The organism is Rhodophyticola sp., assembly GCF_965284195.1.
GTDB lineage: Bacteria > Pseudomonadota > Alphaproteobacteria > Rhodobacterales > Rhodobacteraceae > Rhodophyticola.
Window position 1 is genome coordinate 372,291 of the sequence record NZ_CBDIRM010000001.1, and the last position, 24,007, is coordinate 396,297.

23 protein-coding genes are annotated in these 24,007 nt (G+C 63.6%); 11 read left to right on the forward strand and 12 right to left on the reverse strand.

The annotated features are described in order from the left end of the window. Positions 1-1,956: a BCCT family transporter gene (locus ACQ651_RS01920; protein WP_430448050.1), complete on the forward strand. Its 1,956-nt coding sequence runs from the start codon at positions 1-3 to the stop codon at positions 1,954-1,956. A gap of 129 nt (positions 1,957-2,085) precedes the next feature. On the opposite strand, the gene ACQ651_RS01925 is transcribed toward ACQ651_RS01920, so the two are convergent. The 5 genes from ACQ651_RS01925 to ACQ651_RS01945 form a co-directional block, all read right to left on the reverse strand. Continuing rightward, positions 2,086-3,051, reverse strand: coding sequence for an ABC transporter permease (locus ACQ651_RS01925; RefSeq protein WP_121898390.1), 966 nt, complete (start codon positions 3,049-3,051; stop codon positions 2,086-2,088). Continuing rightward, positions 3,044-4,054 (reverse strand): ABC transporter permease, encoded by a 1,011-nt coding sequence (locus ACQ651_RS01930; protein WP_121898391.1) that lies wholly within the window; start codon positions 4,052-4,054, stop codon positions 3,044-3,046. Before ACQ651_RS01930 ends, ACQ651_RS01925 begins: the two co-directional genes overlap by 8 nt. 99 nt (positions 4,055-4,153) lie before the next feature. Further along, positions 4,154-5,860, reverse strand: a complete 1,707-nt coding sequence (locus ACQ651_RS01935) for a peptide ABC transporter substrate-binding protein (RefSeq protein ID WP_227284099.1) — start codon at positions 5,858-5,860, stop codon at positions 4,154-4,156. A 27-nt stretch (positions 5,861-5,887) separates the two neighbouring features. Then, a complete protein-coding gene (locus ACQ651_RS01940) occupies positions 5,888-6,919 on the reverse strand; it encodes an ABC transporter ATP-binding protein (RefSeq protein ID WP_375550399.1) in 1,032 nt (343 codons plus the stop codon). Continuing rightward, entirely contained in the window at positions 6,912-7,919 is a 1,008-nt protein-coding gene (locus ACQ651_RS01945) for an ABC transporter ATP-binding protein (protein WP_430448051.1), read from the reverse strand. Before ACQ651_RS01945 ends, ACQ651_RS01940 begins: the two co-directional genes overlap by 8 nt. Positions 7,920-8,143: 224 nt before the next feature. Here ACQ651_RS01945 and argE point away from each other — a divergent pair, with 224 nt between their 5' ends. Beyond that, on the forward strand, positions 8,144-9,301 hold the full coding sequence (argE, locus tag ACQ651_RS01950; protein ID WP_430448053.1) for an acetylornithine deacetylase: 1,158 nt from the start codon (positions 8,144-8,146) through the stop codon (positions 9,299-9,301). 94 nt (positions 9,302-9,395) lie between these two features. Here the strand turns inward: argE and ACQ651_RS01955 are convergent, their stop codons facing one another. Further along, on the reverse strand, positions 9,396-9,809 hold the full coding sequence (locus ACQ651_RS01955) for a hypothetical protein (protein WP_375550397.1): 414 nt from the start codon (positions 9,807-9,809) through the stop codon (positions 9,396-9,398). Next, positions 9,806-10,195 (reverse strand): hypothetical protein, encoded by a 390-nt coding sequence (locus ACQ651_RS01960; RefSeq protein ID WP_430448055.1) that lies wholly within the window; start codon positions 10,193-10,195, stop codon positions 9,806-9,808. Before ACQ651_RS01960 ends, ACQ651_RS01955 begins: the two co-directional genes overlap by 4 nt. A 577-nt stretch (positions 10,196-10,772) precedes the next feature. Between ACQ651_RS01960 and ACQ651_RS01965 the strand changes: the two genes are divergently transcribed. The 4 genes from ACQ651_RS01965 (at position 10,773) to ACQ651_RS01980 (ending at position 14,993) form a co-directional block, all read left to right on the forward strand. After that, positions 10,773-11,945 (forward strand): M20 aminoacylase family protein, encoded by a 1,173-nt coding sequence (locus ACQ651_RS01965; protein ID WP_430448057.1) that lies wholly within the window; start codon positions 10,773-10,775, stop codon positions 11,943-11,945. A 16-nt stretch (positions 11,946-11,961) separates the two neighbouring features. After that, a complete protein-coding gene (locus ACQ651_RS01970) occupies positions 11,962-13,128 on the forward strand; it encodes a M20 aminoacylase family protein (protein WP_227284093.1) in 1,167 nt (388 codons plus the stop codon). A 20-nt stretch (positions 13,129-13,148) separates the two neighbouring features. After that, complete coding sequence (locus ACQ651_RS01975) at positions 13,149-14,312, forward strand: M20 aminoacylase family protein (RefSeq protein ID WP_227284092.1); 1,164 nt, start codon at positions 13,149-13,151, stop codon at positions 14,310-14,312. Positions 14,313-14,411: 99 nt separating this feature from the next. Further along, complete coding sequence (locus ACQ651_RS01980) at positions 14,412-14,993, forward strand: hypothetical protein (RefSeq protein WP_430448058.1); 582 nt, start codon at positions 14,412-14,414, stop codon at positions 14,991-14,993. Between the two features lie 2 nt (positions 14,994-14,995). On the opposite strand, the gene moaA is transcribed toward ACQ651_RS01980, so the two are convergent. Next, positions 14,996-16,006: a GTP 3',8-cyclase MoaA gene (gene moaA / locus ACQ651_RS01985; protein WP_430448059.1), complete on the reverse strand. Its 1,011-nt coding sequence runs from the start codon at positions 16,004-16,006 to the stop codon at positions 14,996-14,998. 87 nt (positions 16,007-16,093) lie between these two features. On the opposite strand from moaA, the gene ACQ651_RS01990 reads away from it, so the two are divergent. Continuing rightward, complete coding sequence (locus ACQ651_RS01990) at positions 16,094-16,531, forward strand: D-galactarate dehydratase (protein WP_430448061.1); 438 nt, start codon at positions 16,094-16,096, stop codon at positions 16,529-16,531. Positions 16,532-16,535: 4 nt separating this feature from the next. Here the strand turns inward: ACQ651_RS01990 and ACQ651_RS01995 are convergent, their stop codons facing one another. After that, on the reverse strand, positions 16,536-17,819 hold the full coding sequence (locus tag ACQ651_RS01995; protein ID WP_375550392.1) for a DUF3422 family protein: 1,284 nt from the start codon (positions 17,817-17,819) through the stop codon (positions 16,536-16,538). Between the two features lie 266 nt (positions 17,820-18,085). Continuing rightward, on the reverse strand, positions 18,086-18,847 hold the full coding sequence (locus ACQ651_RS02000; protein ID WP_430448063.1) for an SDR family NAD(P)-dependent oxidoreductase: 762 nt from the start codon (positions 18,845-18,847) through the stop codon (positions 18,086-18,088). 256 nt (positions 18,848-19,103) lie between these two features. Here ACQ651_RS02000 and ACQ651_RS02005 point away from each other — a divergent pair, with 256 nt between their 5' ends. The 4 genes from ACQ651_RS02005 (at position 19,104) to ACQ651_RS02020 (ending at position 23,441) form a co-directional block, all read left to right on the forward strand. Beyond that, positions 19,104-20,684, forward strand: coding sequence for a Re/Si-specific NAD(P)(+) transhydrogenase subunit alpha (locus ACQ651_RS02005; RefSeq protein WP_430450299.1), 1,581 nt, complete (start codon positions 19,104-19,106; stop codon positions 20,682-20,684). A 13-nt stretch (positions 20,685-20,697) separates the two neighbouring features. Next, the gene (locus ACQ651_RS02010) at positions 20,698-22,215 is read left to right on the forward strand and encodes an NAD(P)(+) transhydrogenase (Re/Si-specific) subunit beta (protein WP_430448064.1); all 1,518 of its coding nucleotides are present in this window, start codon (positions 20,698-20,700) and stop codon (positions 22,213-22,215) included. A gap of 172 nt (positions 22,216-22,387) precedes the next feature. Further along, positions 22,388-22,855, forward strand: a complete 468-nt coding sequence (locus ACQ651_RS02015) for a hypothetical protein (RefSeq protein WP_430448066.1) — start codon at positions 22,388-22,390, stop codon at positions 22,853-22,855. A gap of 115 nt (positions 22,856-22,970) precedes the next feature. Continuing rightward, positions 22,971-23,441 (forward strand): Dps family protein, encoded by a 471-nt coding sequence (locus ACQ651_RS02020; RefSeq protein WP_227284084.1) that lies wholly within the window; start codon positions 22,971-22,973, stop codon positions 23,439-23,441. Between the two features lie 56 nt (positions 23,442-23,497). Here ACQ651_RS02020 and ACQ651_RS02025 read toward each other — a convergent pair whose 3' ends face one another. Both ACQ651_RS02025 and hemP read right to left on the reverse strand, forming a co-directional pair. Then, positions 23,498-23,767: a DUF1289 domain-containing protein gene (locus ACQ651_RS02025; protein WP_227284083.1), complete on the reverse strand. Its 270-nt coding sequence runs from the start codon at positions 23,765-23,767 to the stop codon at positions 23,498-23,500. Between the two features lie 22 nt (positions 23,768-23,789). After that, the gene (hemP, locus tag ACQ651_RS02030; RefSeq protein ID WP_375550388.1) at positions 23,790-23,993 is read right to left on the reverse strand and encodes a hemin uptake protein HemP; all 204 of its coding nucleotides are present in this window, start codon (positions 23,991-23,993) and stop codon (positions 23,790-23,792) included. Positions 23,994-24,007: the final 14 nt, after the last annotated feature.

Here is a 24,007-nt window from a genome sequence, read left to right on the forward strand (position 1 = left end):
ATGGCACCAAAACCTCCATTCACGGAGCTTGAAATCCGTACCGCGGATAACGGCTTCTACGAAGGCCACTCGCTACCCATCGCGCTGATCTCCAAGATCGTCATGGTGGGGCTGGTCTTGTGGGCACTGATCTTTCCGCTGACGGCAAACGGCAGTCTGGACGCCTGGAACTGGGCGCTTCTTCAGGGCTGGAACAGCTTCTACATCATCTCGGTCGGCGCCTTCGCGTTCTTCCTGTTCGCGCTGGCACTGCTGCCGGTGGGCAAACGCAAACTGGGTGGGCCGGACACGGTGCCAGAGTTTTCCAACTTCTCCTGGTTCTCGATGATGTTCGGGGCCGGTCTGGGTGTGGGGCTGATGGTGTTCGCGACGGCCGAGCCATTGGGTCTCTGGGGGTCGAACCCGGAAATCCTGGCCGGCAATGTCGAGGCCAACAGCGAAGAGGCCCTGACCTCCGCCTTTCGCTACACCTTCCTGCATTACGGGTTTCATGCCTGGGCGATCTATGTCGTCACCGGGCTGAGCCTGGCCTATTACGCCTATACCCGGGACATGCCGCTGACGATCCGCACCGCGTTGACCCCGCTTCTGGGGCGGGCGGCAAACGGCCTGATCGGCCATCTGGTCGATATCCTTGGCGTCGTGGCCACCATTCTTGGCGTATCCGTGACAATCGGCTTCGGCGTCAGCCAGTTCGTCGATGGCGTCTATGCGGTGACCGGCATGGGCTGGCTTATGGGCCCCGCGGGCGAAGATGCGGCCCCCAAACCGTCCACCGTGGGGCTCTTGAGCGCGCTTGGCATCATCATGCTGCTGTCGATCCTGTCGGCGGTTTCGGGCCTGGGGCGCGGGATCAAGTATCTGTCGAACCTGAACCTCGTCCTGTCGATCATCCTGCTGATGACCTTTGTGATCTTCGGCTCGTTCCTGTTCGCGATGACGACCTATGCGACGGCGTTGGCGGACTACGTCCTGAGCTTCTTCGCATTGAGCTTCGAGGCGTATTCCCCCCTGACGGAGGCGGCGTTTGCCGGAGATCTGGATGCCGCCGCCGCGCCCGTGGCGGGGGAGCTGTTCGGTGGTGCCACCAATCCCTGGGGCTCGCTTGACGGATTTCAGGGCGGGCTCGGCGGTGCCGTGACAGATGCCCGGACCGCAATCGCCGCGTTGGAGGCGGAAGCCGCCCCGACACCAGAGCAGACCGCCGAGCTTGCGGCGCTGACGGCATCCCTGCCGGGCCTTGAGGCGGCGGCGGCGGTTCCGGCGGCGGCACAGGTGGCGGCCTATGAGGCGGGCACGCAGGGCCGTCTCTTCGGGTGGCAATCCAGCTGGACCACATTCTACTGGGCGTGGTGGATCGCGTTCTCGCCCTTCGTGGGGCTGTTTCTGGCGCGTATCTCCCGCGGGCGGACCGTGCGCGGCTTCATCCTCGGCTGCGTGATTGCGCCGGCGATGGTCTGTTTCGCATGGATGACCATTCTGGGCGGTACGGCGATCGATCTGGAACTGTCCGGCGTGGCCGAGGGCTCGATCATCGCGGCCAGCAACACCAACAAGCTGTTCGTGACCCTCGGGCACATGATCAGCGGCGGGTTTCTGACCGGCATCACCATCATGTGCGTGGTGCTGATCATGACCTTTCTGGTGACCTCGGCGGACTCGGGCATTCTGGTGATGAACACGATCATGTCGGGCGGCGAGCAGGAGACCGGTATCAAGCATCGGATCATCTGGGGCCTGATCATGACCGGCGTGATCGGCGCGCTGATCATCGCGGGCAATTCCGGCGGCGCGAACCCGTTGGACAGCCTGCAGGATGCGATGATCATCGGGGCGCTGCCCTTCACCATCGTGATGGTGCTGATGGTGATTTCGCTGATCAAGGCGATGTTCAACGATGGCCGCCGCGAGAAGGCGGGCGTTGTGGTGCAGCCTTCTGGCCAACCGGCGGAATAAAGCCCCGGCCGGTCAGGGCCTGCGACCGAACCGAATGGAAACGGCGGAGCACATGGCTCCGCCGTTTTTTCCTGCGCGGTTGGGCCCGGATACCGTTCCACCCGGAAGCAGGGCCGGGGTCAGGGCCTCTCAGCGACCGCGGATGCGCGGATCGAGCGCGTCGCGCAGGCCGTCGCCGATATAGTTCACGCTGAGCACCGTGAGCGAGATCGCAAGGCCGGGCCACATCACCCGCTCGGGGTTTTGCTGAAGCCAGTCGGTGGCGTCGAACAGGAGCCGGCCCCAGGTGGGGAAGTCCGACGGGAAGCCGAGGCCCAGAAAGCTGAGCGCGCTTTCGGTGATGATGGCGTTTGCGATGCCAAGCGTGGCCGAGACCATGATCGGCGACATCACGTTGGGCAGGACGTGGCGCAGGATCATCCGGTGGGACGGGGTGCCGATGGATTTTGCGGCCAGAACGAACTCCCGTTCCTTGAGCGCCAGCACGTCGCCGCGTACCACGCGGGCCGTCTGCATCCACGAGGTGATGCCGATCACGAAGACGATCAGGATGAAGATCCCGCCTTCGGGGCCGAAGGCCGCCCGAAGCTGGTCGCGGAACAGCATGATGATCACCAGCAGCAGCGGCAGAAGCGGCATGGCGAGGAACAGGTCCGTCAGGCGCATCAGCGGCCCGTCGAGACGGCGGAAATAGCCCGCCACCACGCCGATCAGCGTACCGAGGACAAGGCTCAGCAGCATCGCGGTCAGGCCCACGGCGATGGAGGTCTGCCCGCCCGCCATCATCCGGGCGAGCGTATCGCGGCCCAACTGATCGGTGCCCATCGGGTGGGCGAGGCTTGGCCCGGAATTACGTGCGCGGATGTCGATGAAGGTGGGATCTATGGTCCAGATCAGCGGGCCGACATAGACGAAGAGCAGCGCGAAGATAAAAAAGCCGAGGCCAAGCAGGGCGCCCTTGTGGGTCTTGAACTGATCCCAGACATCCCACCACTGGTTGCGCGGCGGGCGATAGGCCTCCATCTCCATGACCGGTGCGGCGCCCGCAGGCGTGGCGCCGGATGTGGCGAGCGGCTGGTTCGGTCCGTCAGTCATAGCGGATCCTCGGGTCAAGAACGCCGTAAAGCACGTCGGCGATCAGGTTGAAGAGCACGATCAACACGGCAAAGATGAAGGACACGGTCTGCACCGTCGGCACGTCGCCCGACTGGATCGCGATGATCAGAAGCTGGCCGATCCCGTTCACCTTGAACACCTGCTCGGTAATGATCGCGCCACCAAAGACGGCGGGCACGTTGAGTGCGATGACGGTGACCACCGGGATCAGCGAGTTGCGCAGCACGTGAACGAGGACGACGACCTTTTCGGTCAAGCCCTTCGCGCGCGCCGTGCGCACGTAATCCTGGTTGAGATTGTCGAGCATCGAGGCCCGCATGAAGCGGCTGATCTGGCTCGCGTTGAACAGGCCAAGAACCATGACCGGCATGATGATCTGTTTGAGCTGGACGATGAAACTGTCCCAGTCGGTGACCACATGGGTGGTGTCATAGACGCTTGGGAACCAGCCCAGATTGACCGCGAAGATCACGATGAACAGAACGCCGGTGAAGAAGGTCGGCACCGAGAAGCCGAGCATCGAGATAAAGGTGCCGAGCTGGTCGAACCATGAATACTGCCGATAGGCCGAGATGATGCCGATCGGCAGGGCGATGATGATGCCGACGATATAGGAGATGCCCACAACCCACAGCGTCTGCGGCATGCGCTGCATGATCAGGTCCATCACCGGCGAGCGGGTCTGATAGCTGATGATACGGGTGGTGCTTTCGGGGGCTACATTCCAGCCGGTCCAGCCTTCGATCAGGTGGAGCGGCTCGTTCCAGACCATGAGTTGCAGCCATCGGAAATACTGCACGAAGACCGGCTGGTTCACGCCGAGGCTTTCACGGATCTGCTCGCGCACCTCTGGCGGAATGGTCAGCGGCAGGCCCGCAGTGGGGTCCGAGGGGGAGAGTTTCACGATCAGGAAGATGATGAAACTGATGAACAGAAGCGTCGGGATGGCCAGAAGCAATCGGCGGATTGTGTAGGTCAGCATGGGCGGCGCCTCGGCTCAGCAGTTTTTCTTGGTATTGGGTGATGCTGGAAAAGGGAGCCGCGCCCCCGGATGACCGGGAACGCGGCAAGGACACATGGATTATTCGGCGCGGCGCCAATCCATGATGTTCCACAGCTCGCTGTCCCAGTCGGACATGCGGATGCCTTCCAGGCTGTTGGCATGGGCCGAAACACCGCCACGGTGGATGAGCGGAATGATCGAGTAGGACTGGATGATCATGTCGTTCATTTCACGGGCAAGGCGGCCACGTTCCTGAAGATCGGCAGTGGTGGCCATCTCGTCGACGAGAGCGTCATACTCTTCCATGCAGAAGCGCTGGATGTTGGAGCCCTGCCACTGGGTGTCGGGGCCCGGGATTTCCGAGCAGCGCCAGTTGGCCATATAGGCTTCCGGGTCCACGCCGGCGAAGTTGTTGGTGTACATCTCCACGTCGGCATAGAACTTCTGGAAGGTGTCCGGGCTCGCCGGGTCGCCGCCGAAGAAAACCGAGGCGTCGATGTTGCGGAGTTCCGCGTCGATGCCGATCTCGCTCCACCACTGTTTCACCAGCGCCTGCGTGTCCTGACGGACGGCGTTGGTCGAGGTCTGGTAGAGAACGCTCAGCGGGATGCCGTTGGCTTCGCGGATGCCGTCACCATTGGTATCCACATAGCCGGCCTCGTCCAGAAGCGCGTTGGCACCAGCGATGTCCTGCACAAGGCAGTCATCATTGGCGGTCGAGGCATAAAGCTCGGGCGCGGGCAGGACGTTGCAGGTCGGCTGACCACCGGCACCATAGCCGACTTCAACCAGCAGGGCGCGGTCGATGGCCATGGACATTGCCTGACCGATGATCGGATCCGTCAGGAACGGATGCGGGCCGCCCTCGACCGTGGAGCGCAGATCGCCGAGCGCCGGGTCGGGGTTGGTCTGGTTCAGGTGCAGACGCTCGACCGAGGTCCCGAAGGCGGTCACGACCGTGCCGTTCCCCTGCGCTTCCATCTGCGCGAGGATCGTCGGGTCGATCTGCAGGTTCCAGGCGTAGTCGAACTCGCCGGTTTCCAGAACCGAGCGTGCCGCCGCCGCCGCATCGCCGCCGCCCTTGAAGGTCACGGTGGCGAAATAGGGGCGATCGGGGTAGCGGAAGTTCTGGTTCGCTTCGAACTCGATCACGTCATTCGGCCGGAAATCGGTGACCACGAAGGGGCCGGTGCCGATCGGGCCGAAATTGGCGTCGGTGCATTCGGGCGCGCGGGCACCGAGGCATTCGGCGAATTGCGCGGCCTGAATGATCGGCGATTCCGAACCCACGAAGGCTGTGTAGGGGAAGGGCTTGGGTGCGTTGAAGTTGATCTGAACCGTCATGTCGTCAACGGCCACAACGCTTTCCACACCGTCGAAATAGGAGGCCTGCGCGCAACCGCCTTCGGGATGGGTGCAGTATTCCCAGGTGAACACGGCGTCCGCTGCGGTGAGCGGCGTACCGTCGGACCAGGTGATGCCATCGGCGATGGTCCAGGTGATCTGCGTCAGATCTTCGCTGACGCCGCCGTTTTCGACGGTCGGAATATCCGCCGCCAGCCACGGTACCATGGTGCCGGTGTCGTCAAAGCGGGCGAAGGATTCCAACACCAGAGAGGCGCTTTCCACTTCCTTGGTGCCGCCCGACAGATACGGGTTCAGCGTGGAGGGCGCTTGCCAATAGATGATGTTCAGATGGCCGGACGAGCCGCGCTCGGCCATCGCGGCCACGGGGCTTAGCATAAACGCAGCAGCGGCCCCCAGTAAAAGTGTCTTCGAGTTCATGTCTCTCTCCTTGTTGGATTGCTCATTTCACGCCTCAACCGCCGCTGTTGGTTCAGCGGGCATCTTGGTATCGTTCAGAAGGTGGCAGGCGACGAAACGGCCGGGGCGCACCTCCCGGAATTCGGGGTCGATCTTTCGGCAGATATCCATGACCGACGGGCATCTGGTGCAGAAATTGCAGCCCTCGGGCGGGTTCGACGGGCTGGGCACGTCGCCTTGCAGAATGGTGCGGTTGGCATTGTCATGGGCGACCGGATCGGGCTCCGGCACGGCCGAGAGCAATGCCTTCGTGTAGGGGTGAAGCGGGTCGGCATAGAGGTCCTCCCGCGGGGCCAGTTCGACGACCTTGCCCAGATACATCACCGCGACCCGGTCGGCGATGTGGCGCACCATCGACAGATCGTGGGAAATGAACAGATATGTCAGGCCGAACTGCTTCTGGAGATCTTCCAGAAGATTGACCACCTGCGCCTGAATGGACACGTCCAGCGCGGCGATCGGTTCGTCGCAGACGATGAATTTCGGGTTCAGCGCAAGGGCGCGGGCGATGCCGATGCGCTGGCGCTGCCCGCCGGAAAACTCATGTGGATACCGGTTTGCGAAATCCCGGTTCAGGCCGACCGCGTCCATCAGCTCGTAGATCCGGTCAAGCTGGTCGGATCTGGATTTGCCGGAATGCTCGCTCAGCGGCTCCCCGATGATCGCGGCCACGGTCATGCGCGGGTTCAGGCTGGCCTGCGGGTCCTGAAACACCATCTGCATGGTGGGGCGCATCTTGCGCAGCTTGTCGAACCCCACATCGGCGATTTCCTCGCCATCGATCTTGATCGACCCGGCGGTCGGTTCGTAAAGCCGCAGGATCGCGCGCCCGCAGGTGGATTTGCCGCAGCCGCTTTCACCGACGAGGCCCAGGGTTTCCCCCTCCATGATGTCGAAGCTGACCCCGTCCACCGCTTTCACATTGCCGGTATGGCGCCGCAGCAGGCCCGTATAGATCGGGAAATACATCTTCAGCCCGTCAACCTCGACAAGCTTCTTGTTGGCGCTGGTATCAAACATCGCGCGGAGCCCCCGCATCTACATCCCAGAAACAGGCGGCGTCATGGCTAGGGCCGACCGGCACCCGCTTGGGGTTTTCCTGTTCGCAGCGCTCGAACGCCAGCGGACAGCGCGCCCGGAACGGGCAACTGTCCGGCGACTGCGCCAGCATCGGCGGCTGGCCATCGATGACCTGCAGCCGCTCGGCCCGTTCGCCGGTTACCGAAGGCACGGTTTCCAGAAGCATTCTTGTATAAGGATGTTTGGGGTTGGCAAACAATTCGCGCACCGGCCCCTGCTCGACCACCTGGCCGCCATACATGACCATCACGCGGTCGGCGATACCGGCGATCACACCCAGATCATGGGTGATCCAGACGATGGCCATCCCCAGTTTCTGGCGCAGTTCCTTGACCAGTTCCAGGATCTGCGCCTGGATCGTCACGTCGAGCGCCGTTGTCGGCTCGTCGGCGATCAGCACCTTCGGGTCGCAGGCCAGCGCTATGGCGATCATCACACGCTGCCGCATGCCGCCGGAAAACTGGTGCGGATAATCCCCAAGCCGGCGCGCGGCATCGGGGATGCCGACAAGTTCCAGCAACTCCACGGCGCGCGCACGGGCCTTGGATTTGCTCAGTCCCATATGCTTGCGCAGCGGTTCGATGATCTGAAAGCCGACATTGAAGACCGGGTTCAGCGATGTCATCGGATCCTGAAAGACAAAGCCGATCCGCGCGCCTCGGACGGCGCGAAGCTGATCCTCGTTGCAGGCAAGCAGATCCTGCCCCTCGAACATCACGCGGCCATTCCTGACTTCCGCGGGCGGCATCGGCAGCAGGCCGATCAGCGACATCATGGTCACCGATTTGCCGGAGCCGCTTTCGCCCACCACGCCCAGAAGCTCACCGGCCTCCAGATGGAAGCTGACGTTGTTCACGGCATGGATTTCGCCGCGCCGGGTGCGGAATACAGTTTTGAGGTCCTTGACATCAAGGACAGAGGGCAGACCCCCATCGGGCATCGTGTGACGCTCCTCACCAGTTGGTTACGCCCCGCCTCTGATGGGCAGGTGCAGGTAGTGCGTGCGACGGTAACATGAAAATCGCGGCCCGCAAGCGGCAATCCGGGCTCCGTTGCGTGACGAGTGTGCAGATGCCCAAGTGTTGGGCAGTCTCCGGAGCGCAGGCTTGACGAAGGGGCGGGGAAGGAACAGGGTCGGGCATGTCCCACCGCAAGGAGCGCCTGATGCCAACAGCCCTTTCCGCTCGGGAGCTGCTTGAAAAGCTTGTATCTTTCCCCACAGTCAGCCGTGTTTCCAACCTCGATCTGGTCGACTGGGTGGAGGATTATCTGGACGGTCTGGGCGTCTCCTGCCACCGGGATTACAACGCCGACGGCACGAAAGCCTCCCTGTATTGCCATCTGGGCCCGGAGGTGGAGGGCGGCGTCATCCTGTCGGGCCACACCGATGTGGTGCCGGTCGATGGCCAGAGCTGGGACACGGACCCGTTCCAGGTGGTGGAGAAGGACGGAAGGCTTTACGGGCGCGGAACCTGCGACATGAAGGGGTTCGACGCGCTGGCGCTGAGCCTTGTCGCGCCTGCGCTGGAGCGGGGTCTGAGCCGGCCCTTGCAGATATGCCTGACCCGGGACGAGGAAATCGGCTGCATCGGGGCGCCGCCGATGATTGCCGCGATGCAGCCGCATATGCCAAGGGCGGCGCTGGCGATCATCGGTGAGCCGACCAGCATGCGCCCGGTCACGGGCCATAAGGGCGGCGTCGGCTTCGACATGCATGTGCGCGGCTTCGAGGTGCATTCCTCGCTGCCCGATCAGGGGGTGTCGGCGATCATGGAAGGCATCAAGCTGATCGATTGGGCAAACCGGATCAATGCCGAGAACAAGGCCAATGCCGATCCCGAAAGCCCGTTCGATCCGCCCTACACATCCGTGCATGTGGGCAAGATCGAAGGCGGGACGGCGCATAACATCACGGCGAAGGATTGTCGTTTCGTGCTGTCGTTCCGCTGTGTCCCGACCGAGACGCCGGGGGACTGGGCCGACAGGTATCTGGCCGAGGTTCGCGCGCTGGAGGCGGAGATCCGCAAGGTCCGGTCCGAATGTTTCATCACCGCCACGCCGCTATGGGATGTGCCTGGACTGAAACCAGAAACCGATGGCGCCGCCGAGGCGCTGGTGCGCCGCCTGACCGGTGACAACGCCACCCATGTGGTCAGTTTCGGCACCGAGGCCGGGCAGTTCCAGTCGGGCGGCTATTCGGCGGTCGTCTGCGGGCCGGGCAATATCGAACAGGCCCATCAGCCGAACGAATTCATCTCCCTGGAGCAGTTCCGCAAGGGGCAGGATTTCATGGACCGGCTGCTGGATGTGCTCACCGAATAGCGCGGCCTAGAAGATCCAGATCGCCAGCAGGACCAGCGCCCAGAAGGTCAGCCCCCAGATCGCGGCGAGCACGAAACCGCTTCCGGGCGGGCGCCTATCCATCGCAGAGCCGCCACGCGCCGGGATCCAGCGCCAGCAGATCCGCGGTGCCAAGCGTGGTGATCGCGGTCCGGCTTGACGGGCCGGACAGATACCAGGCGCGCAGGTTCGGCGGCATGATCCGCGCCATGTAACCGGTGCCGATGGCGTTGCTGCCGGCGTGAAAGCCGAAGCGCGCGTCGCGATGCAGGCAGGCATTGTCGGCGACCGCATAGATCAGGCAGGCGCTGGCGCAATACCCCTCCACCTCGACGGCCAGCCCGGCGACAAGGTAGCGGCCCGCCTGATCGTAATGACTGCTGAGCAGGCCGCCGGGGTCATAGGTGATCCGCACGCGCTCGGCCTCCCGGATATGCTGCGCGCAGCCGGTCAGAAGCGTTGCGACCAGCAGCAGAACGCGGACGATCACCGGCAGATCCGGGCGTGGCGGGCCTCGATCGCGCGGGCCTCCCCCAAGGCGGCGGCAATCTCTTCATCGACGCGCATGCCGCCGCTGATCGGGATCGGGGCGACCAGCGCCATGAAGGCGATATCCGCCGCGCGGGCCTGCCGCTGGCGTTCCACCAGCGGCCCGAGTTCGGCGGCGATCCGGGCGTGCTGCGCTTCCATCTCGGCGCAGCTCGATGTGGGGGGCGCGACCTCTGCCGGCGCGATGTTCTGGGGCGCGGTCGCGCAGCCCGCGAGGAGGACCAGCGAAAGACCGGCGGCGAGACAGGCGCCGATCCGCGCCACAAGGCGGCGGTGTTGCGGGACGGGCCGCCGGCTGCGCGCGATGCGCGGTGATGCGAGATGCATGGATCAGCACGCAGGTCTGCGCGCGGCTTCGCTTTGCCGAAGACCCGGCAAGACTGGTCTGACCGGCAACCCAGGGCCCCGATCCGCGGCTGTGTGTTCTGGTGTGTTCCGAAACATGGTGTCCCCCCTTAAACCGACTTTGACGGCCCCGGATCTGACATCCTTTTTCGGGCCGGTTTCGTGCCCCGCATCCGGCATTGACTTGTCCGTGACGCAGGGCTGTCCGAAATCGTTAACAGCACGATCCGATATGTTAACGATTTGTTAACAATTATTAATGAAGGCCCGAAGAAACTGGCGGATATTAGGATTTGTCTATCAACCGGTTGAGCAGGGCTTGCCGTTAACCATGATTTGATAGGAGGAATCTCTCAGATCTGCTCCCGTGATCGGTGTTGGTCGCGGTGCGGATCCTGCCCGGCTTGATTCGCCGGATGGCTTGAACCCGCCCCCTGGATGCGCCAAGGTCGCCCGGTCCACCAATGCAGAACACGCTGTCGCGCGGATCCCTACGACCCTTCGCGCAGCCACCAAGATGCCCGCAACCCGTGGGCGCCATAAAAGGGAGAAGACATTCATGCCCGTGAAAAACCGCCTGGCCGAGCTCCATCAGGAAATCACCGCCTGGCGCCGCCAGATCCATGCCAACCCGGAGCTGCAATACGATCTGCCGAAGACCACCGCGCTGGTGGAGGCGCAGTTGAAGGCGTTCGGGTGTGACGAGGTTGTCACCGGCATCGGGCGGTCGGGTATCGTGGGGGTGATCCGCGGCAAGACGGACACGGTCGGGGCCTGTGTCGGCCTGCGCGCCGATATGGATGCCCTGCCGATGACCGAGGAAACGGGGCTGGATTATGCCTCCGCCACGGAGGGGAAAATGCATGCCTGCGGCCATGACGGGCATACCGCGATGTTGCTGGGTGCCGCCAAGTACCTGGCCGAGACGCGGAATTTCGACGGCACGGTCTGTGTGATCTTCCAGCCCGCCGAGGAGGGCGGCGCGGGCGGCAAGGCGATGGTCGATGACGGAATGATGGACCGCTTCGGGATCAGGGAAGTCTACGGCATGCATAATGAGCCGGGTCTCCCGGTCGGGGAGTTCGGCGTCTCGCCGGGCCCGATCATGGCGGCCGCCGACGAGTTCGAAGTGCGGATCGTGGGCCGGGGCGGCCATGCGGCGCAGCCCCACAACACGATCGACCCGTCGCCTGCGGCCTGTGCCTCGGTGATGGCGCTGCAAACCGTGGCCAGCCGCAATGTCGACCCGTTGAAACAGATTGTCGTTTCGGTCTGCACGATCAAGACAAGTTCCGAGGCGCATAATGTCATTCCGAATTCCGTCCTGTTGCGCGGCACGGTCCGCACGCTGGACGAGGATATCCGCGACATGGCCGAGGTGCGGGTGATCGAGCTCCTGCAATCGACGGCGGCGGCCTATGGATGCAAGGCCGAAATCACCTATCACCGCGGCTATCCGGTGACCGTCAATCACGAGGAAAACGCAATCATCGCCGCCGAGATCGCCGAGGCCGTCGCGGGGAAGGGCCGTGTGCATTACGGGCGGCCGCCGCGCATGGGGGCCGAGGATTTCAGCTATATGCTGCGGGCGCGGCCGGGGGCCTTCATCAATGTCGGCAATGGGGAGACCGCGCGGGTCCACCATCCGGAATACAACTTCAACGATGACGCGATCCCCTATGGGTGCAGTTTTTTCGCGGAGTTGGTGGAGCGCCGGATGCCCGCCGCCTGACAAGGAGCCTGTCACGATGCCGATCAAGAACCGTTTCGCCGAGTTGCTGCCCGAGATCACCGCGTGGCGGCACGACATGCATGAACACCCCGAGATCATGTACGATCTTCCCCGCACCGCCGGGATGGTTGCCGAGAAACTGCGCGCCTTCGGCTGTGACGAGGTGGTCGAGGGCATCGGGCGGACCGGCGTTGTCGGCGTGATCCGCGGCAAGGCTCAGGGGTCGGGGCGCGCCATCGCGCTGAGGGCGGATATGGACGCGCTGCCGATCCATGAGCAGACCGGGCTCGACTATGCGTCGAAAACGCCCGGCGCGATGCATGCCTGCGGCCATGATGGGCATACCGCGATGTTGCTGGGGGCCGCGAAGTATCTGGCCGAGACGCGCAATTTCGACGGGACGCTGGTGCTGATCTTCCAGCCCGCCGAGGAGGGTGGGGCCGGAGCCAAGGCGATGCTGGACGACGGGTTGATGGACCGCTGGCAAATCGATGAGGTGTACGGCGTTCACAACGCGCCCGGCATTCCGGTGGGTGAGATCGCCACCTGCGCGGGCCCGCTGCAGGCCTCGTCGGACGAGTTCGAGATCATCGTGACGGGCAAGGGCGGACATGCCGCCGAGCCGCATAACGCGGTCGATACCACGCTGGTCGCGGCGCAGATCGTCGTCACGCTTCATACGATCGTGTCGCGCAACATCGACCCGCTGGCGCGCGTGGTGCTGACCGTGGGCACGTTCAGAACCGATTCGAGCGCGTCCAACGTGATCCCCGATACCGCCCGGATGGAGGGCACCGTCCGCTGTCTCGACCCCGGTATGCGGGGGCTTGCCGAGGCGCGCGTGCGCCAGGTCGCCGAAGACACGGCCCGCGCATTCGGCGCGCAGGCGGAGGTTATCTGGACGCCCGGATATCCCGTGACCGTGAACGACGCGACATCGGTGGCCCGCGCTGCCGAGGCCGCCCGGGCGGTCGGCATGAAGGTGGACGACACCGCCCGGCCGATCATGCCGTCGGAGGATTTCTCCTACTTTCTGGAGAAGCGGCCCGGCGCCTATCTGTTTCTTGGCAATGGCGACACCGCCCATTGCCATCACCCCGCCTATAACTTCAACGATGAAGCGATCCCCTATGGGTGCAGCTTCTTTGCCGAACTGGTCGAGCGCCGGATGCCCGCCGCCTGACCCCAACAGGAGACCACAAGATGCCCGTCAAGAACCGCTTCGCCGAATTGTTGCCCGAGATCACGGAATGGCGGCGCGACCTGCATGAAAACCCCGAGATCCTGTTCGAGACGCACCGGACCTCTGCACTGGTGGCCGACAAGCTGAAGGAGTTCGGCTGCGACGAGGTGGTCACGGGGCTTGGCCGTACCGGTGTCGTCGGGATAATCAGGGGCAAGACGGACACGGCCGGCCGGACGATCGGGTTGCGCGCCGATATGGACGCCCTGCCGATCCATGAAGAGACGGGCGTGCCCTATGCTTCGAAAACGCCGGGCGCGATGCATGCCTGCGGCCATGACGGTCACACGGCGATGCTTCTGGGGGCGGCGAAGTACCTTGCGGAAACCCGGAACTTCGACGGGACCGTCGCGGTGATCTTCCAGCCTGCAGAAGAAGGCGGCGGCGGCGGCAAGGAAATGGTCGATGACGGGATCATGGACAGGTTCAAGATCGACGAGGTCTACGGGATGCACAACTGGCCTGGCCGGCCCGTGGGCTCGTTCTCGATCCGGCCGGGCGCGTTCTTCGCGGCCGCGGATCAGTTCGATATCTATCTGACCGGCAGGGGCGGGCATGCGGCCAAGCCGCAGGATACGGTGGACACCACCGTGATGGGGGCCCATGTGGTTCTGGCGCTGCAGTCGATCGCCAGCCGCAATGCGGACCCGGTGAAGCATGTCGTGGTCAGCGTCACGTCCTTCACCACGGGCTCCAACGCCCATAACGTCATTCCCGAAACCGTGCATCTGAAGGGCACGGTCCGCACGATGGATCCGGATATCCAGGACATGGCCGAGAAACGCCTGACGGAGATTGCCGAAGGCACGGCGGCGATGATGGGCGGTGTGGCCAAGGTGGACTACCGGCGCGGCTATCCGGTGATGGTGAATTCCGAGGAGCAGACGGAATTCGCCGCCGAAGTCGCCAGATCGGTTTCCGGCGGGTGCGATGACGCCCCTCTGGTGATGGGCGGCGAGGACTTCGCCTTCATGCTCAACGCCCGGCCCGGCGCCTATATCCTTGTCGGCAACGGTGACACCGCAAACGTCCATCACCCGAAATACAACTTCAACGACGATGCGATCCCGGCGGGCTGTTCATGGTGGGCGGAGATCGTGGAGAAACGGTTGCCGGCGGCGTGACCTGAAACCGGCGTAGCGGTGCAGCGGGCTGCTCGCTACGCCCTGAAATCTCCACAATTTCCTGCAACGCCTAGGGCTTCCGATCTGGAGGCCCAGTTCATGAACGCGTTTAGACCGTGTGACGGCATCTATCTTGGCGACGGTGAATGGCTGAGTTGGGATGATTTCGGCGATTTGGACCCTGATGAACCTCAACGCGCGCGTCTACCTGTTCTTGAATGGGAAGACGCCCTCACCACCCGTTTCCCGAAATCGGAAGCGTCGGTGATCCGCCAGTTCGTGCGCCTGACCCGAGCGGCCAGGGAATATCTCGACCAAATGGGCAGGCACCTGAACATCTACGGGGCTTTGGGTGAACTCTACGGCGCGATGAGTTGGGGCATCTGCCTGCATCGCAAACCCAATGCTCAGGGCTCCGACGGTTCGCTGGATGGATCGTTCGTCGAGATCAAGACGCTGGGGCCACGCAGTAAGTCCGAAAGGGTAAAGGTGAAGCTGTCGGGGCATTTCAGCAAACTGCTGCTCGTGAAGATTGACGGCGGTCTGCACGATGAACTGGGCGGCTTCAGAATGACTGGACGCCTGATTGATCGCAAGGCCCTGACGGGGGCAACCCGCGGAATGGCAGGGATCAAATGGTCACGCGCCTGCGAAATCGGGTCGCCGCCGCCGAAGCCGTAGTCTTACCCGCCCGTATGGCTCATATGCCGTGACACCTGGCCGTCGACCTTCTGGCGGGAATAGTCGAAATCATGGCCCTTCGGTTTCCGGGCAATGGCGGCACGGATGGCGTTTTCAAGCGCGGTGTCATCCGCCGAGGCCCTGAGCGGCGCGCGCAGATCGGCCATGTCTTCCTGGCCCAGACACATGTAAAGCTCCCCGGTGCAGGTCAGACGCACCCGGTTGCAGCTTTCGCAGAAGTTATGGGTGAGCGGCGTGATGAAGCCGATCTTCTGGCCGGTTTCCTGCAACTGCACGTAGCGGGCCGGCCCGCCGGTTCGTTCGGCCAGATCGATCAGCGTGAAACGCTCCGCGAGACGCGCGCGCAGATCCTTGAGCGACCAGTATTGATCCAGCCGGTCCTCATTGCCGAGATCGCCCATCGGCATCACCTCGATGAAGGTGAGATCCATGTCGCGGCTGGCACACCATTCCTGCAAGCGGAACAACTCGTCTTCGTTGAAGCCCTTGAGTGCGACGGCGTTGATCTTGACGCGCAGCCCGGCCTTTTGCGCCGAATCGATGCCGTTCAGCACCTGCGGCAGGCGGCCCCAACGGGTGATCTGGGCGAATTTCGCCTCGTCCAGCGTGTCGAGGGAGACGTTGATGCGCCGCATCCCGGCGGCATGAAGATCGCTTGCGAAGCGGCTAAGCTGGCTGCCATTGGTGGTCAGCGTCAGTTCGCTCAATGCGCCACTGTCCAGATGACGTGTCATGGCGCGGAAGAATGTCATGATATCGCGGCGGACAAGGGGTTCGCCACCGGTGATCCGGAGTTTCCTGACGCCGAGCCGGATGAAGGTGGAACACATCCGGTCCAGTTCCTCCAGGGTCAGAAGTTCCTTCTTCGGAAGAAACGTCATGTTCTCCGACATGCAATAGACGCAGCGAAAATCGCAACGGTCGGTGACCGAGACGCGAAGGTAGTCGATGGCACGGGCGAACGGGTCGATCAGGGGGGCGTGTGTGTTCATGGCGCAAAGCGTAATCCCGGCAACAGACCGCCGCAAGCCATGATCGACCCGTTGATGCCGCCGTCCATCGGGCCTAGGCTCGGGTCCATGACAAAATGGATTGCACCGGTTCTCGTGATGTTTGCCCTGACGGGATGCGCTCAGGGCCTCGGCCTCTTTCGGGGCGGGGATGCGGGCCCCTCGGCGGCGCGGTCGCCGGATGGCGAGACACCCCGGCCGATGGAACGGCCGTCCGCGGAGGGGGGGCTGGCCCCCGATGACGGCCCGCAGCCCGTCCGGGATGCCGGCGGCGAGACCATTGCCAGCCTTGGCGACCCGAGCGAGCCGGGCCTCTGGCTCCGCACGCCGCTGGTCAGCACCGAACGCCAGGGCCGCATCACCACCGAAAGCGGCGCGTCCGTCACGCTGAGGCTGATCCCGATCGCGGGGGCGACGGGGGCGGGCAGCCGCATTTCACTCGAAGCGATGCGGGCGCTTGGCGTGCCGCTGACGGATCTGGTGCCGCTGACGGTTTCGCTCGGCTGACCGGTCAGTCCATCGACCGTCTGATCGCGCGCACCACCAGCCAGACCGCGATGACCACGGGCAGGGCCACCAGCGCCGTCAGCAGGGTCTGCGAAAGCCCGGCGTTTTCGGCGATCGGCTGGGTGAGATAGACCATGAGGTTCACCGCGTAATAGCTGATCGCGACAACCGAGAGCCCCTCGACCGTCTTCTGCAATCGCAGTTGCAGATCGGCGCGCTTGTCCATGCTTTCCAACAATGCCTGGTTCTGGGCCGAGCGGTCCACATCGACCCGGGTGCGCAGCAGGTCCCCCGCCCGCAGCGCCCGGTCGGTCATCGATTGCAGGCGGCGTTCCGTTGCCTTGATCGTCCGCATGGCCGGGTCGAACCGGCGCATCATGAACTCTCCGAAGGTCTGGCGGCCGCGGAACCGTTCCTCCCGCAACACTTCGATCCGCTGGTTGACCAGCGCTTCATAGGCCCCGGTCGCGCCGAAACGGAAGGTCGACTGCGCCATCTCGTTTTCCAGTTCGGCCGCGATGGTCAGAAGCCTGCTCAGTGTTTCGTCCGGCCGGCTGAGATCGCCGGTCATGTCGCTGACCAGCGAGGTCAGATCCTGATCCAGTTCGGACATGCGGCGGCTGATCTGGCGCGCGCGCGGCAGGCCCAGCATCGACATGGTCTTGTAGGTCTCGATCTCGCAGACTCGCTGAAGAATCCGGCCCACTCGGCGGTCGCCGATATCGGGCCGGCAGAAAATGACGAAATGCATGTGGCCGGAACTGGCGATACGGAAATCCCCCGCGATGATCGCGGCGTCATCCAGAACATGGCTGACGGCAAGGCTTTCGGGGACGAACCATTCGTGAAGCTGCGCCACGATCTGCCCTTCATCCTCCGGCGCATCGGCAATCCGGATCTGCGCCGAAGTGATGCGCGCGCCGGGGGCGGTTTCCAGCCAGTCATCGGGAAAGATTTCCCAGATCGTTGGATCGAAGGCGCGCCCGCCATTCCCGTCCAGAAAGGCGGTATAGGTCACGAACTCGGTGTGCTGTTCCCATTTCAGATGGAACTTGCCCAACGCGCCGAAAAAATGCGTGGCGTTTTCGGGCGGATGCTGTGCGCCGAACCGGTCCAGCAGTTCGATCAGATGGGCGCGGTCCAGTGCGCGATCCCGCTTGGCCGCGTCCTTGGGTTGCTTGATCGCCAGAAACGCAGCCTGCCCGGGGCAGTTCAGCGCCGGAAAGGGGCGGGCGTGAAGCTCGTTGGCAAGCGTGTAGCGCAGGGGGTGATCTTCGATGGGCGGCATGGGGCGGGGTCGCTTTCGCTGCGGGGTTCACATTCGACGTAGCAGAAACTGTCATCAAGTAAACAAAAAATACCAATGAAATGAGTAGGTTGGTGGCGCACAATGGTATACCGAACCGCGCCCTCGGGCCGCAGGGGCCGGTCTCCTGCGTGAAAATCCGCCGAAACTGCGACGGGCAGAGCATCCACGTCCGGGCGGAATGACGCAGCGGCGAGTGCGGCCGCAAGGCTGCTCTGCGGCACGTCCCCGAGGCGCGAAATGCGGGCTCAGGAGACCTGGCCACCCGCGATCTGGATCGTCTGGCCGTTGACGCTGCGCGCGCTGTCGGAGCAGAGCCACATCGCGGCGCCGGTGATCTCAGCGACATCCAGAAGCGTCTTGTGGCGGTTGCCGCCGGCCAGATAGGCGCGCGCCTCGTCGGCGGATATGCCCCGATGCGCCGCGATATGTTCGGCATTTCGGGCGACGATGGGCGTGTCGACATAGCCGGGGCAGAGCGCGTTGAAGGTGATACTGGCGCGCATGTATTCCTCGCTCAGTCCACGCATCAGCCCGATGACGCCATGTTTCGAGGCGGTGTAGGCCAGCGCGCCTTTCAGCCCGCGCACCCCGGCGATGGAACTGATCGCGATCATCCGGCCCCAGTCTCCGGGCCCTAGCGTGGCCATGGCGGCCTGCACGGTCACGAACACCCCGTCGAGATTGGTCGCCATGATCCTGCGCCAGTGGCTCATGTCGATATCGGCGAAGGCCATGGGTTCGGCGATGCCGGCATTGGCCACGCAGATGGCAACGGGCCCGCGCGATCGGGCGGCGGCGGCGATCCCGTCCCTGACCGACGCCTCGTCGCTCACATCCATCTGCAGGGGGTGGAGGCGCGGATGGGCCGTGGCGGCCTCTTCCAGCCGGTTCAGGTTGCGGCCGGTGATCGTGACGTCGGCCCCCGCCTCGGCAAGCGCCTGCGCGATGTCGAGGCCGATGCCGGTGCCGCCGCCGGTGACAAGCGCGTGACGTCCCTGATGTTCCATAATACATGACCTTTCGCTCAGCTTCCGCGATGCTAGCGGCCCCGACGCCGCGCACAAGAGACAGGCCATCTTACGCAGCGGCATGAGGTGGCGCTGGACATTCCAAAAGGCTGACGCATTTATGCGTTGGGTCGGCGGGCAGGGCGGCGGACCACATGCCGAGGGCAATTTTCTGTCGTGCGTGCAGCCCGTTGTGAAAGATTTGGCAAGTTGCTAAACGGGTGTTCGGCAACCTGCAGCGATATGAGGGATGACAGTGAAAATAGGCGCTCCGAAAGAGGTTGGTCAGGGGGAATCGCGGGTCGCGATGACGCCGGACTCGGCATTGCAGCTGCAGAAACTGGGCTATGATTGCGCGATTGAAACGGGCGCGGGGCTGGCGGCCGGGTTTTCCGACGCGCTTTACGAGGAGGCGGGCGTCGAGATCATCAAGACACCTGCGGGCCTCTGGAAAGCGGTCGATATCATCGCCAAGGTGCGCCCGCCGACCGAGACGGAAGCCAAGCGCCTGAAACACGGCCAGTTGCTGATTTCCTTCTTCTATCCGGGCCAGAACGAAGCGCTGATGGAACTGGCCAGAGCCAAGGGCGCAAGCGTGATCGCGATGGATATGGTGCCGCGCATCAGCCGTGCGCAGAAGATGGATGCGCTAAGCTCCATGGCCAATATCGCGGGCTACCGCGCCGTGATCGAGGCGGGCAACAATTTCGGCCGTTTCTTCACCGGGCAGGTGACGGCAGCGGGCAAGGTGCCGCCAGCCAAGGTGCTGGTGGTGGGCGCGGGCGTGGCCGGGCTGGCCGCCATCGGCACCGCGACCTCGCTTGGCGCGATCACCTACGCCTTCGACGTGCGCCCAGAGGTGGCCGAACAGATCGAGAGCATGGGCGCGGAATTCGTGTTTCTGGAGTTCGAGGAAAGCGGGCAGGACAGTTCGTCCACCGGCGGCTATGCGGCCCCGTCCTCGCCCGAGTTCCGCGAAAAGCAGCTGGAGAAATTCCGCGAACTGGCGCCCGAGATGGACATCGTGATCACCACGGCGCTGATACCGGGGCGCGATGCGCCGGTGCTCTGGACCAAGGACATGGTCGAGATGATGAAGCCGGGTTCGGTCATCGTGGATCTTGCCGCCGAACGGGGCGGAAACTGCGAGTTGACGGAAAAAGACGAGAAGATCGTGAGCGATAATGGCGTGACCATCGTCGGCTACACGGATTTCCCAAGCCGTATGGCGGCGCAGAGCTCGACGCTCTATTCCACCAATATCCGCCACATGATGACCGACCTGACACCGGAAAAAGACGGACAAGTCAAACACGACATGGAAGATGACGTGATCCGGGGCGCGACCGCCGTTCATGACGGCGAGATCACCTTCCCGCCACCGCCCCCCAAGGTAGCGGCGATCGCGGCCGCGCCCAGGAAGGAGGCCGCCAAGGAGCTTACGCCGGAAGAGAAGCGCGCGCAGGAACTGGCCGCCTTCAAGGCGCAGACCAAAAGGCAGGTGACCCTGCTCGCCGTGGGTGCCGCGCTGGTGCTCGGCGTCGGCCTGATCCCCGGCATGCCGGCCAGCTTCATGCAGCATTTCATCGTGTTCGTGCTCAGTGTGTTCATCGGCTTCCAGGTGATCTGGAACGTCGCGCACAGCTTGCACACGCCGCTGATGGCGGTGACCAACGCGATCTCCTCGATCATCATTCTGGGCGCGCTGATCCAGATCGGATCGTCCTCGGTGCTGATCACGATCCTGGGCGCGCTCGGGATCTTCATGGCCTCCGTCAATATCTTCGGTGGTTTCCTCGTGACACGGCGCATGCTCGCCATGTTCCAGAAATCCTAAAGGGGCAGGGGCAATGGAAAACGCATTCACGATCGCGGCCTATGTCGTCGCGGGTATCCTCTTCATCCTGTCGCTTGGCGGCCTGTCCGGCCAGGAGAGCGCCAAACGCGCCGTCTGGTACGGCATCGCGGGCATGGCCATCGCCGTGCTGGCGACGATCATCGGGCCCGGCGCGGGGCTTTGGGTCGTCTCGATCGTCCTGATCGCCGCGGGTGCCGCGGTCGGCTACCAGCTCGCCACCAAGGTCGAAATGACCCAGATGCCGGAACTGGTCGCCATCATGCACAGCCTTGTCGGGCTGGCGGCGGTCTTCGTGGGCTTCAACGCCGACATCATGATCAACTATATCGGCAATATCTACGAGGCCGAGGGCCTTGTGATGGGCGCCGTGGGCGAGGATGGCGTCACCGCCATCGGCCTGCCGCGCGAGATCTACGAGGGGCTGTCCTCCTTCGCGCAGCTGATCGCCAAGAAATCCACCGTCGAGATCGGCATCCTGCGGGTCGAACTGGTGCTTGGCATCTGGATCGGCGCGGTGACCTTCACCGGCTCCGTCATTGCCTATGCCAAGCTGGCGGGCGGCTCCAGCCTGCTGCCGTTCCAGGTCGATACCGGGGCCAAGCAACTGCCCGGCGGCCACCTGCTGAATGCGGCGGCGGCGGGTTTGTCGGTGCTGTTGCTGGTCGTCTATCTGTCCACGGGCGGATCCTGGGCGCTGGTGCTGCTGGCGCTGGCGGGGCTGTTCATCGGCTATCACCTGATCATGGGGATCGGCGGCGCGGACATGCCCGTCGTGGTGTCGATGCTCAACAGCTATTCCGGCTGGGCGGCGGCGGCCATCGGCTTCAGCCTCGGCAACGATCTGCTGATCGTGGTCGGGGCGCTGGTCGGCTCCTCCGGTGCGATCTTGTCCTACATCATGTGCAAGGCGATGAACCGCAGCTTCGTGAGCGTGATCCTCGGCGGTTTCGGCGGGACGAGCGGTCCGGCACAGGAGATCGAGGGGGAACAGATCGCCATCGATGCGGACGGCGTGGCCAGCGCCCTGAACGAGGCCGACAGCATCATCATTATTCCCGGATACGGCATGGCCGTTGCGCAGGCGCAACAGGCGGTCAGTGAACTGACCCGCAAGCTGCGCGCGCAGGGCAAGACGGTGCGCTTTGCGATCCACCCGGTCGCGGGCCGTCTGCCGGGGCACATGAACGTGCTTCTGGCCGAGGCCAAGGTGCCCTATGACATCGTGCTGGAGATGGACGAGATCAACGACGATTTCCCCAATACCGATGTGGCCATCGTGATCGGCTCCAACGACATCGTGAACCCGGCGGCACAGGACGACCCGAACAGCCCCATCGCCGGCATGCCGGTGCTGGAATGCTGGAAGGCCAAGCAGGTCTTCGTGTCCAAACGCGGGCAGGGGACCGGCTATTCCGGTATCGAGAATCCGCTGTTCTTCAAGGAAAACACCCGGATGTTCTATGGCGATGCCAAGGCGTCGCTCGACAATCTGCTGCCGAAGATCGGCTGAGACCGGAAGAACAGCACCCACGCAAAAGCCCCGGTTGTCGCTGGGGCTTTTTTGCTTGCCCGTCGCGCGCCCGCCGCGCATGCGCGCGCACTTTGCGCCCCCTGCGACCGGCTTGCATATTGCAAGGCTCCGATTATCTGATAATAATAGTCGGAATTGGAAAGTTCTGCCCATGCTTGCCCGTTTGACACCGCTCTCCACCCCTGAAACCGGCCTTCCGCGCCGCGCCTTGGCTTTGCCGCTGGAGCCCGAGACGAAGCGCGAACTGGCCTGGCTTCGTGTCGCCGGGGCGCGATGCCGGGTGATGCGGCGCAGCGATCTGTTCCACGCCTGTGCGGTGCTGAGCCTGTCGGGCGAACAGGCGGCCCTGGCCTATGCGCAGGCGCTCTTTCGTGCATTGCCCGGTCTTTTGCCGGGCGGGCTTCGGCTTTATGCGCCGGGGGATGCACAGGTGTCGTTCGATGAGGCATGGCTGCTGCAATTGCTGAACCGCGCGCGCGTGGGCGATCTCGACAGCCTGACCTTCCTGATCGGGCGGCGCATAGCGCCCCATGCGCGGCGGCAGGTGGCCTTCCTGATCCAGCGGCTGGCGGCGACAAAGGATATCCGGGGGCAGGCGGTCGAAAAAAACTGCGCATGAGCCCGGTTTTTTCGATCTTCGCTCTCGACAGTTTTTAGAATGGCTCTAAAATGGTCGGCATCGCCAACCAGCCACAGAGCCAGCCCGCCCTGACCTGAAGAAGAGGATGTAAGATATGACGCAACCAGCAGCCCAGATGAGCCCGAGTGCGCAAGAGGCCATTGTCGAGGCGCTGACCCAGGGCCTGTCCGAGACGGCGGTGACCACGATGCTGGCGCAGAATTTCCACTGGAACGTGACCGGTATGGCATTCGGCCCGCTGCACGCCCTGTTTCAGGAGATCTATGAAGACCATTTCGTCGCCCAGGACGATCTGGCCGAAAGGATCAAGGCATTGGACGGGCACGCTCTGGGCCAGCTTTCCGCGATGCTGGACCGCTCGAAGGTGGATGAGCATGATGGCCACGCGGATGCCGCGACCATGGTGTCCGCACTGCAAAAGGCCCAGGAAACCCTCGCCGCGACCCTTGCGGAGGCCGGTGCGCTGGCCGCGGAGCATGGCGACACGCTGACCGAGGATCTGTGCATCTCGCGCGGTCAGGCCCATGAGAAATTCGCCTGGATTCTGCGCGCCCATCTGCGCTGAGCAAGGTGCGCGTCGGACAAGCAAAAGCCCCGGCCGGATGGTCCGGGGCTTTTGCGTCAGGCCACGCCCTTGATCTGTTTACCAAGACCAAGCGGCGGCTTTGCCTTCTTTTTCTTGCATTTGCGGAGATAGGCAGGTTCCCACGCGGAAAACTTGCCCATCACATCCTGTTGCGCGATCAGCATCTTGATGAAGGCCTCCTGATGGCTGGCCTTGCTCAGGGTCTTGTACATCGATTTCTGGGCTTCCGTCATGGAACACCCGATGCAATGCCCGCCGCGGCGGAATTTGCACACATCGATACAGGGGCTGGGATACTTCGACATGCCTGGCCTCGTTCGCGCGAAACTATTTGGTGAGAATCAACTTGCCCGCCCGCGTGATGCGCAGCGTGTAAGTCTTGTCGTCCAGCACGATCAGCGCGGTGGAGTTCTCGGACCCGGTCAGCACGCGCGCATCATGCACGGGCATGTCGGGCGCGGGGAGGCGCGGCGTCGCCGGGTCGGACGCGACGGAGGAATGGTAGGTCATGGGGGTCTCCCGGTTGCTCATGATTCAATCCTGAG

Coding starts and splice junctions, on each gene's coding strand:
- ACQ651_RS01920 (WP_430448050.1), top strand. CDS start 1: ATGGCACCAAAACCTCCATTCACGGAGCTTGAAATCCGTACCGCGGAT.
- ACQ651_RS01975 (WP_227284092.1), top strand. CDS start 13,149: ATGCCCGTCAAGAACCGCTTCGCCGAATTGTTGCCCGAGATCACGGAA.
- ACQ651_RS01970 (WP_227284093.1), top strand. CDS start 11,962: ATGCCGATCAAGAACCGTTTCGCCGAGTTGCTGCCCGAGATCACCGCG.
- ACQ651_RS02020 (WP_227284084.1), top strand. CDS start 22,971: ATGACGCAACCAGCAGCCCAGATGAGCCCGAGTGCGCAAGAGGCCATT.
- ACQ651_RS01965 (WP_430448057.1), top strand. CDS start 10,773: ATGCCCGTGAAAAACCGCCTGGCCGAGCTCCATCAGGAAATCACCGCC.
- ACQ651_RS02010 (WP_430448064.1), top strand. CDS start 20,698: ATGGAAAACGCATTCACGATCGCGGCCTATGTCGTCGCGGGTATCCTC.
- ACQ651_RS01935 (WP_227284099.1), bottom strand. CDS start 5,860: ATGAACTCGAAGACACTTTTACTGGGGGCCGCTGCTGCGTTTATGCTA.
- ACQ651_RS01990 (WP_430448061.1), top strand. CDS start 16,094: ATGACAAAATGGATTGCACCGGTTCTCGTGATGTTTGCCCTGACGGGA.
- ACQ651_RS02015 (WP_430448066.1), top strand. CDS start 22,388: ATGCTTGCCCGTTTGACACCGCTCTCCACCCCTGAAACCGGCCTTCCG.
- moaA (WP_430448059.1), bottom strand. CDS start 16,006: ATGAACACACACGCCCCCCTGATCGACCCGTTCGCCCGTGCCATCGAC.
- ACQ651_RS01995 (WP_375550392.1), bottom strand. CDS start 17,819: ATGCCGCCCATCGAAGATCACCCCCTGCGCTACACGCTTGCCAACGAG.
- ACQ651_RS01945 (WP_430448051.1), bottom strand. CDS start 7,919: ATGCCCGATGGGGGTCTGCCCTCTGTCCTTGATGTCAAGGACCTCAAA.
- ACQ651_RS01925 (WP_121898390.1), bottom strand. CDS start 3,051: ATGACTGACGGACCGAACCAGCCGCTCGCCACATCCGGCGCCACGCCT.
- ACQ651_RS01940 (WP_375550399.1), bottom strand. CDS start 6,919: ATGTTTGATACCAGCGCCAACAAGAAGCTTGTCGAGGTTGACGGGCTG.
- ACQ651_RS01980 (WP_430448058.1), top strand. CDS start 14,412: ATGAACGCGTTTAGACCGTGTGACGGCATCTATCTTGGCGACGGTGAA.
- ACQ651_RS01960 (WP_430448055.1), bottom strand. CDS start 10,195: ATGCATCTCGCATCACCGCGCATCGCGCGCAGCCGGCGGCCCGTCCCG.
- argE (WP_430448053.1), top strand. CDS start 8,144: ATGCCAACAGCCCTTTCCGCTCGGGAGCTGCTTGAAAAGCTTGTATCT.
- ACQ651_RS02025 (WP_227284083.1), bottom strand. CDS start 23,767: ATGTCGAAGTATCCCAGCCCCTGTATCGATGTGTGCAAATTCCGCCGC.
- ACQ651_RS01930 (WP_121898391.1), bottom strand. CDS start 4,054: ATGCTGACCTACACAATCCGCCGATTGCTTCTGGCCATCCCGACGCTT.
- ACQ651_RS02000 (WP_430448063.1), bottom strand. CDS start 18,847: ATGGAACATCAGGGACGTCACGCGCTTGTCACCGGCGGCGGCACCGGC.
- hemP (WP_375550388.1), bottom strand. CDS start 23,993: ATGAGCAACCGGGAGACCCCCATGACCTACCATTCCTCCGTCGCGTCC.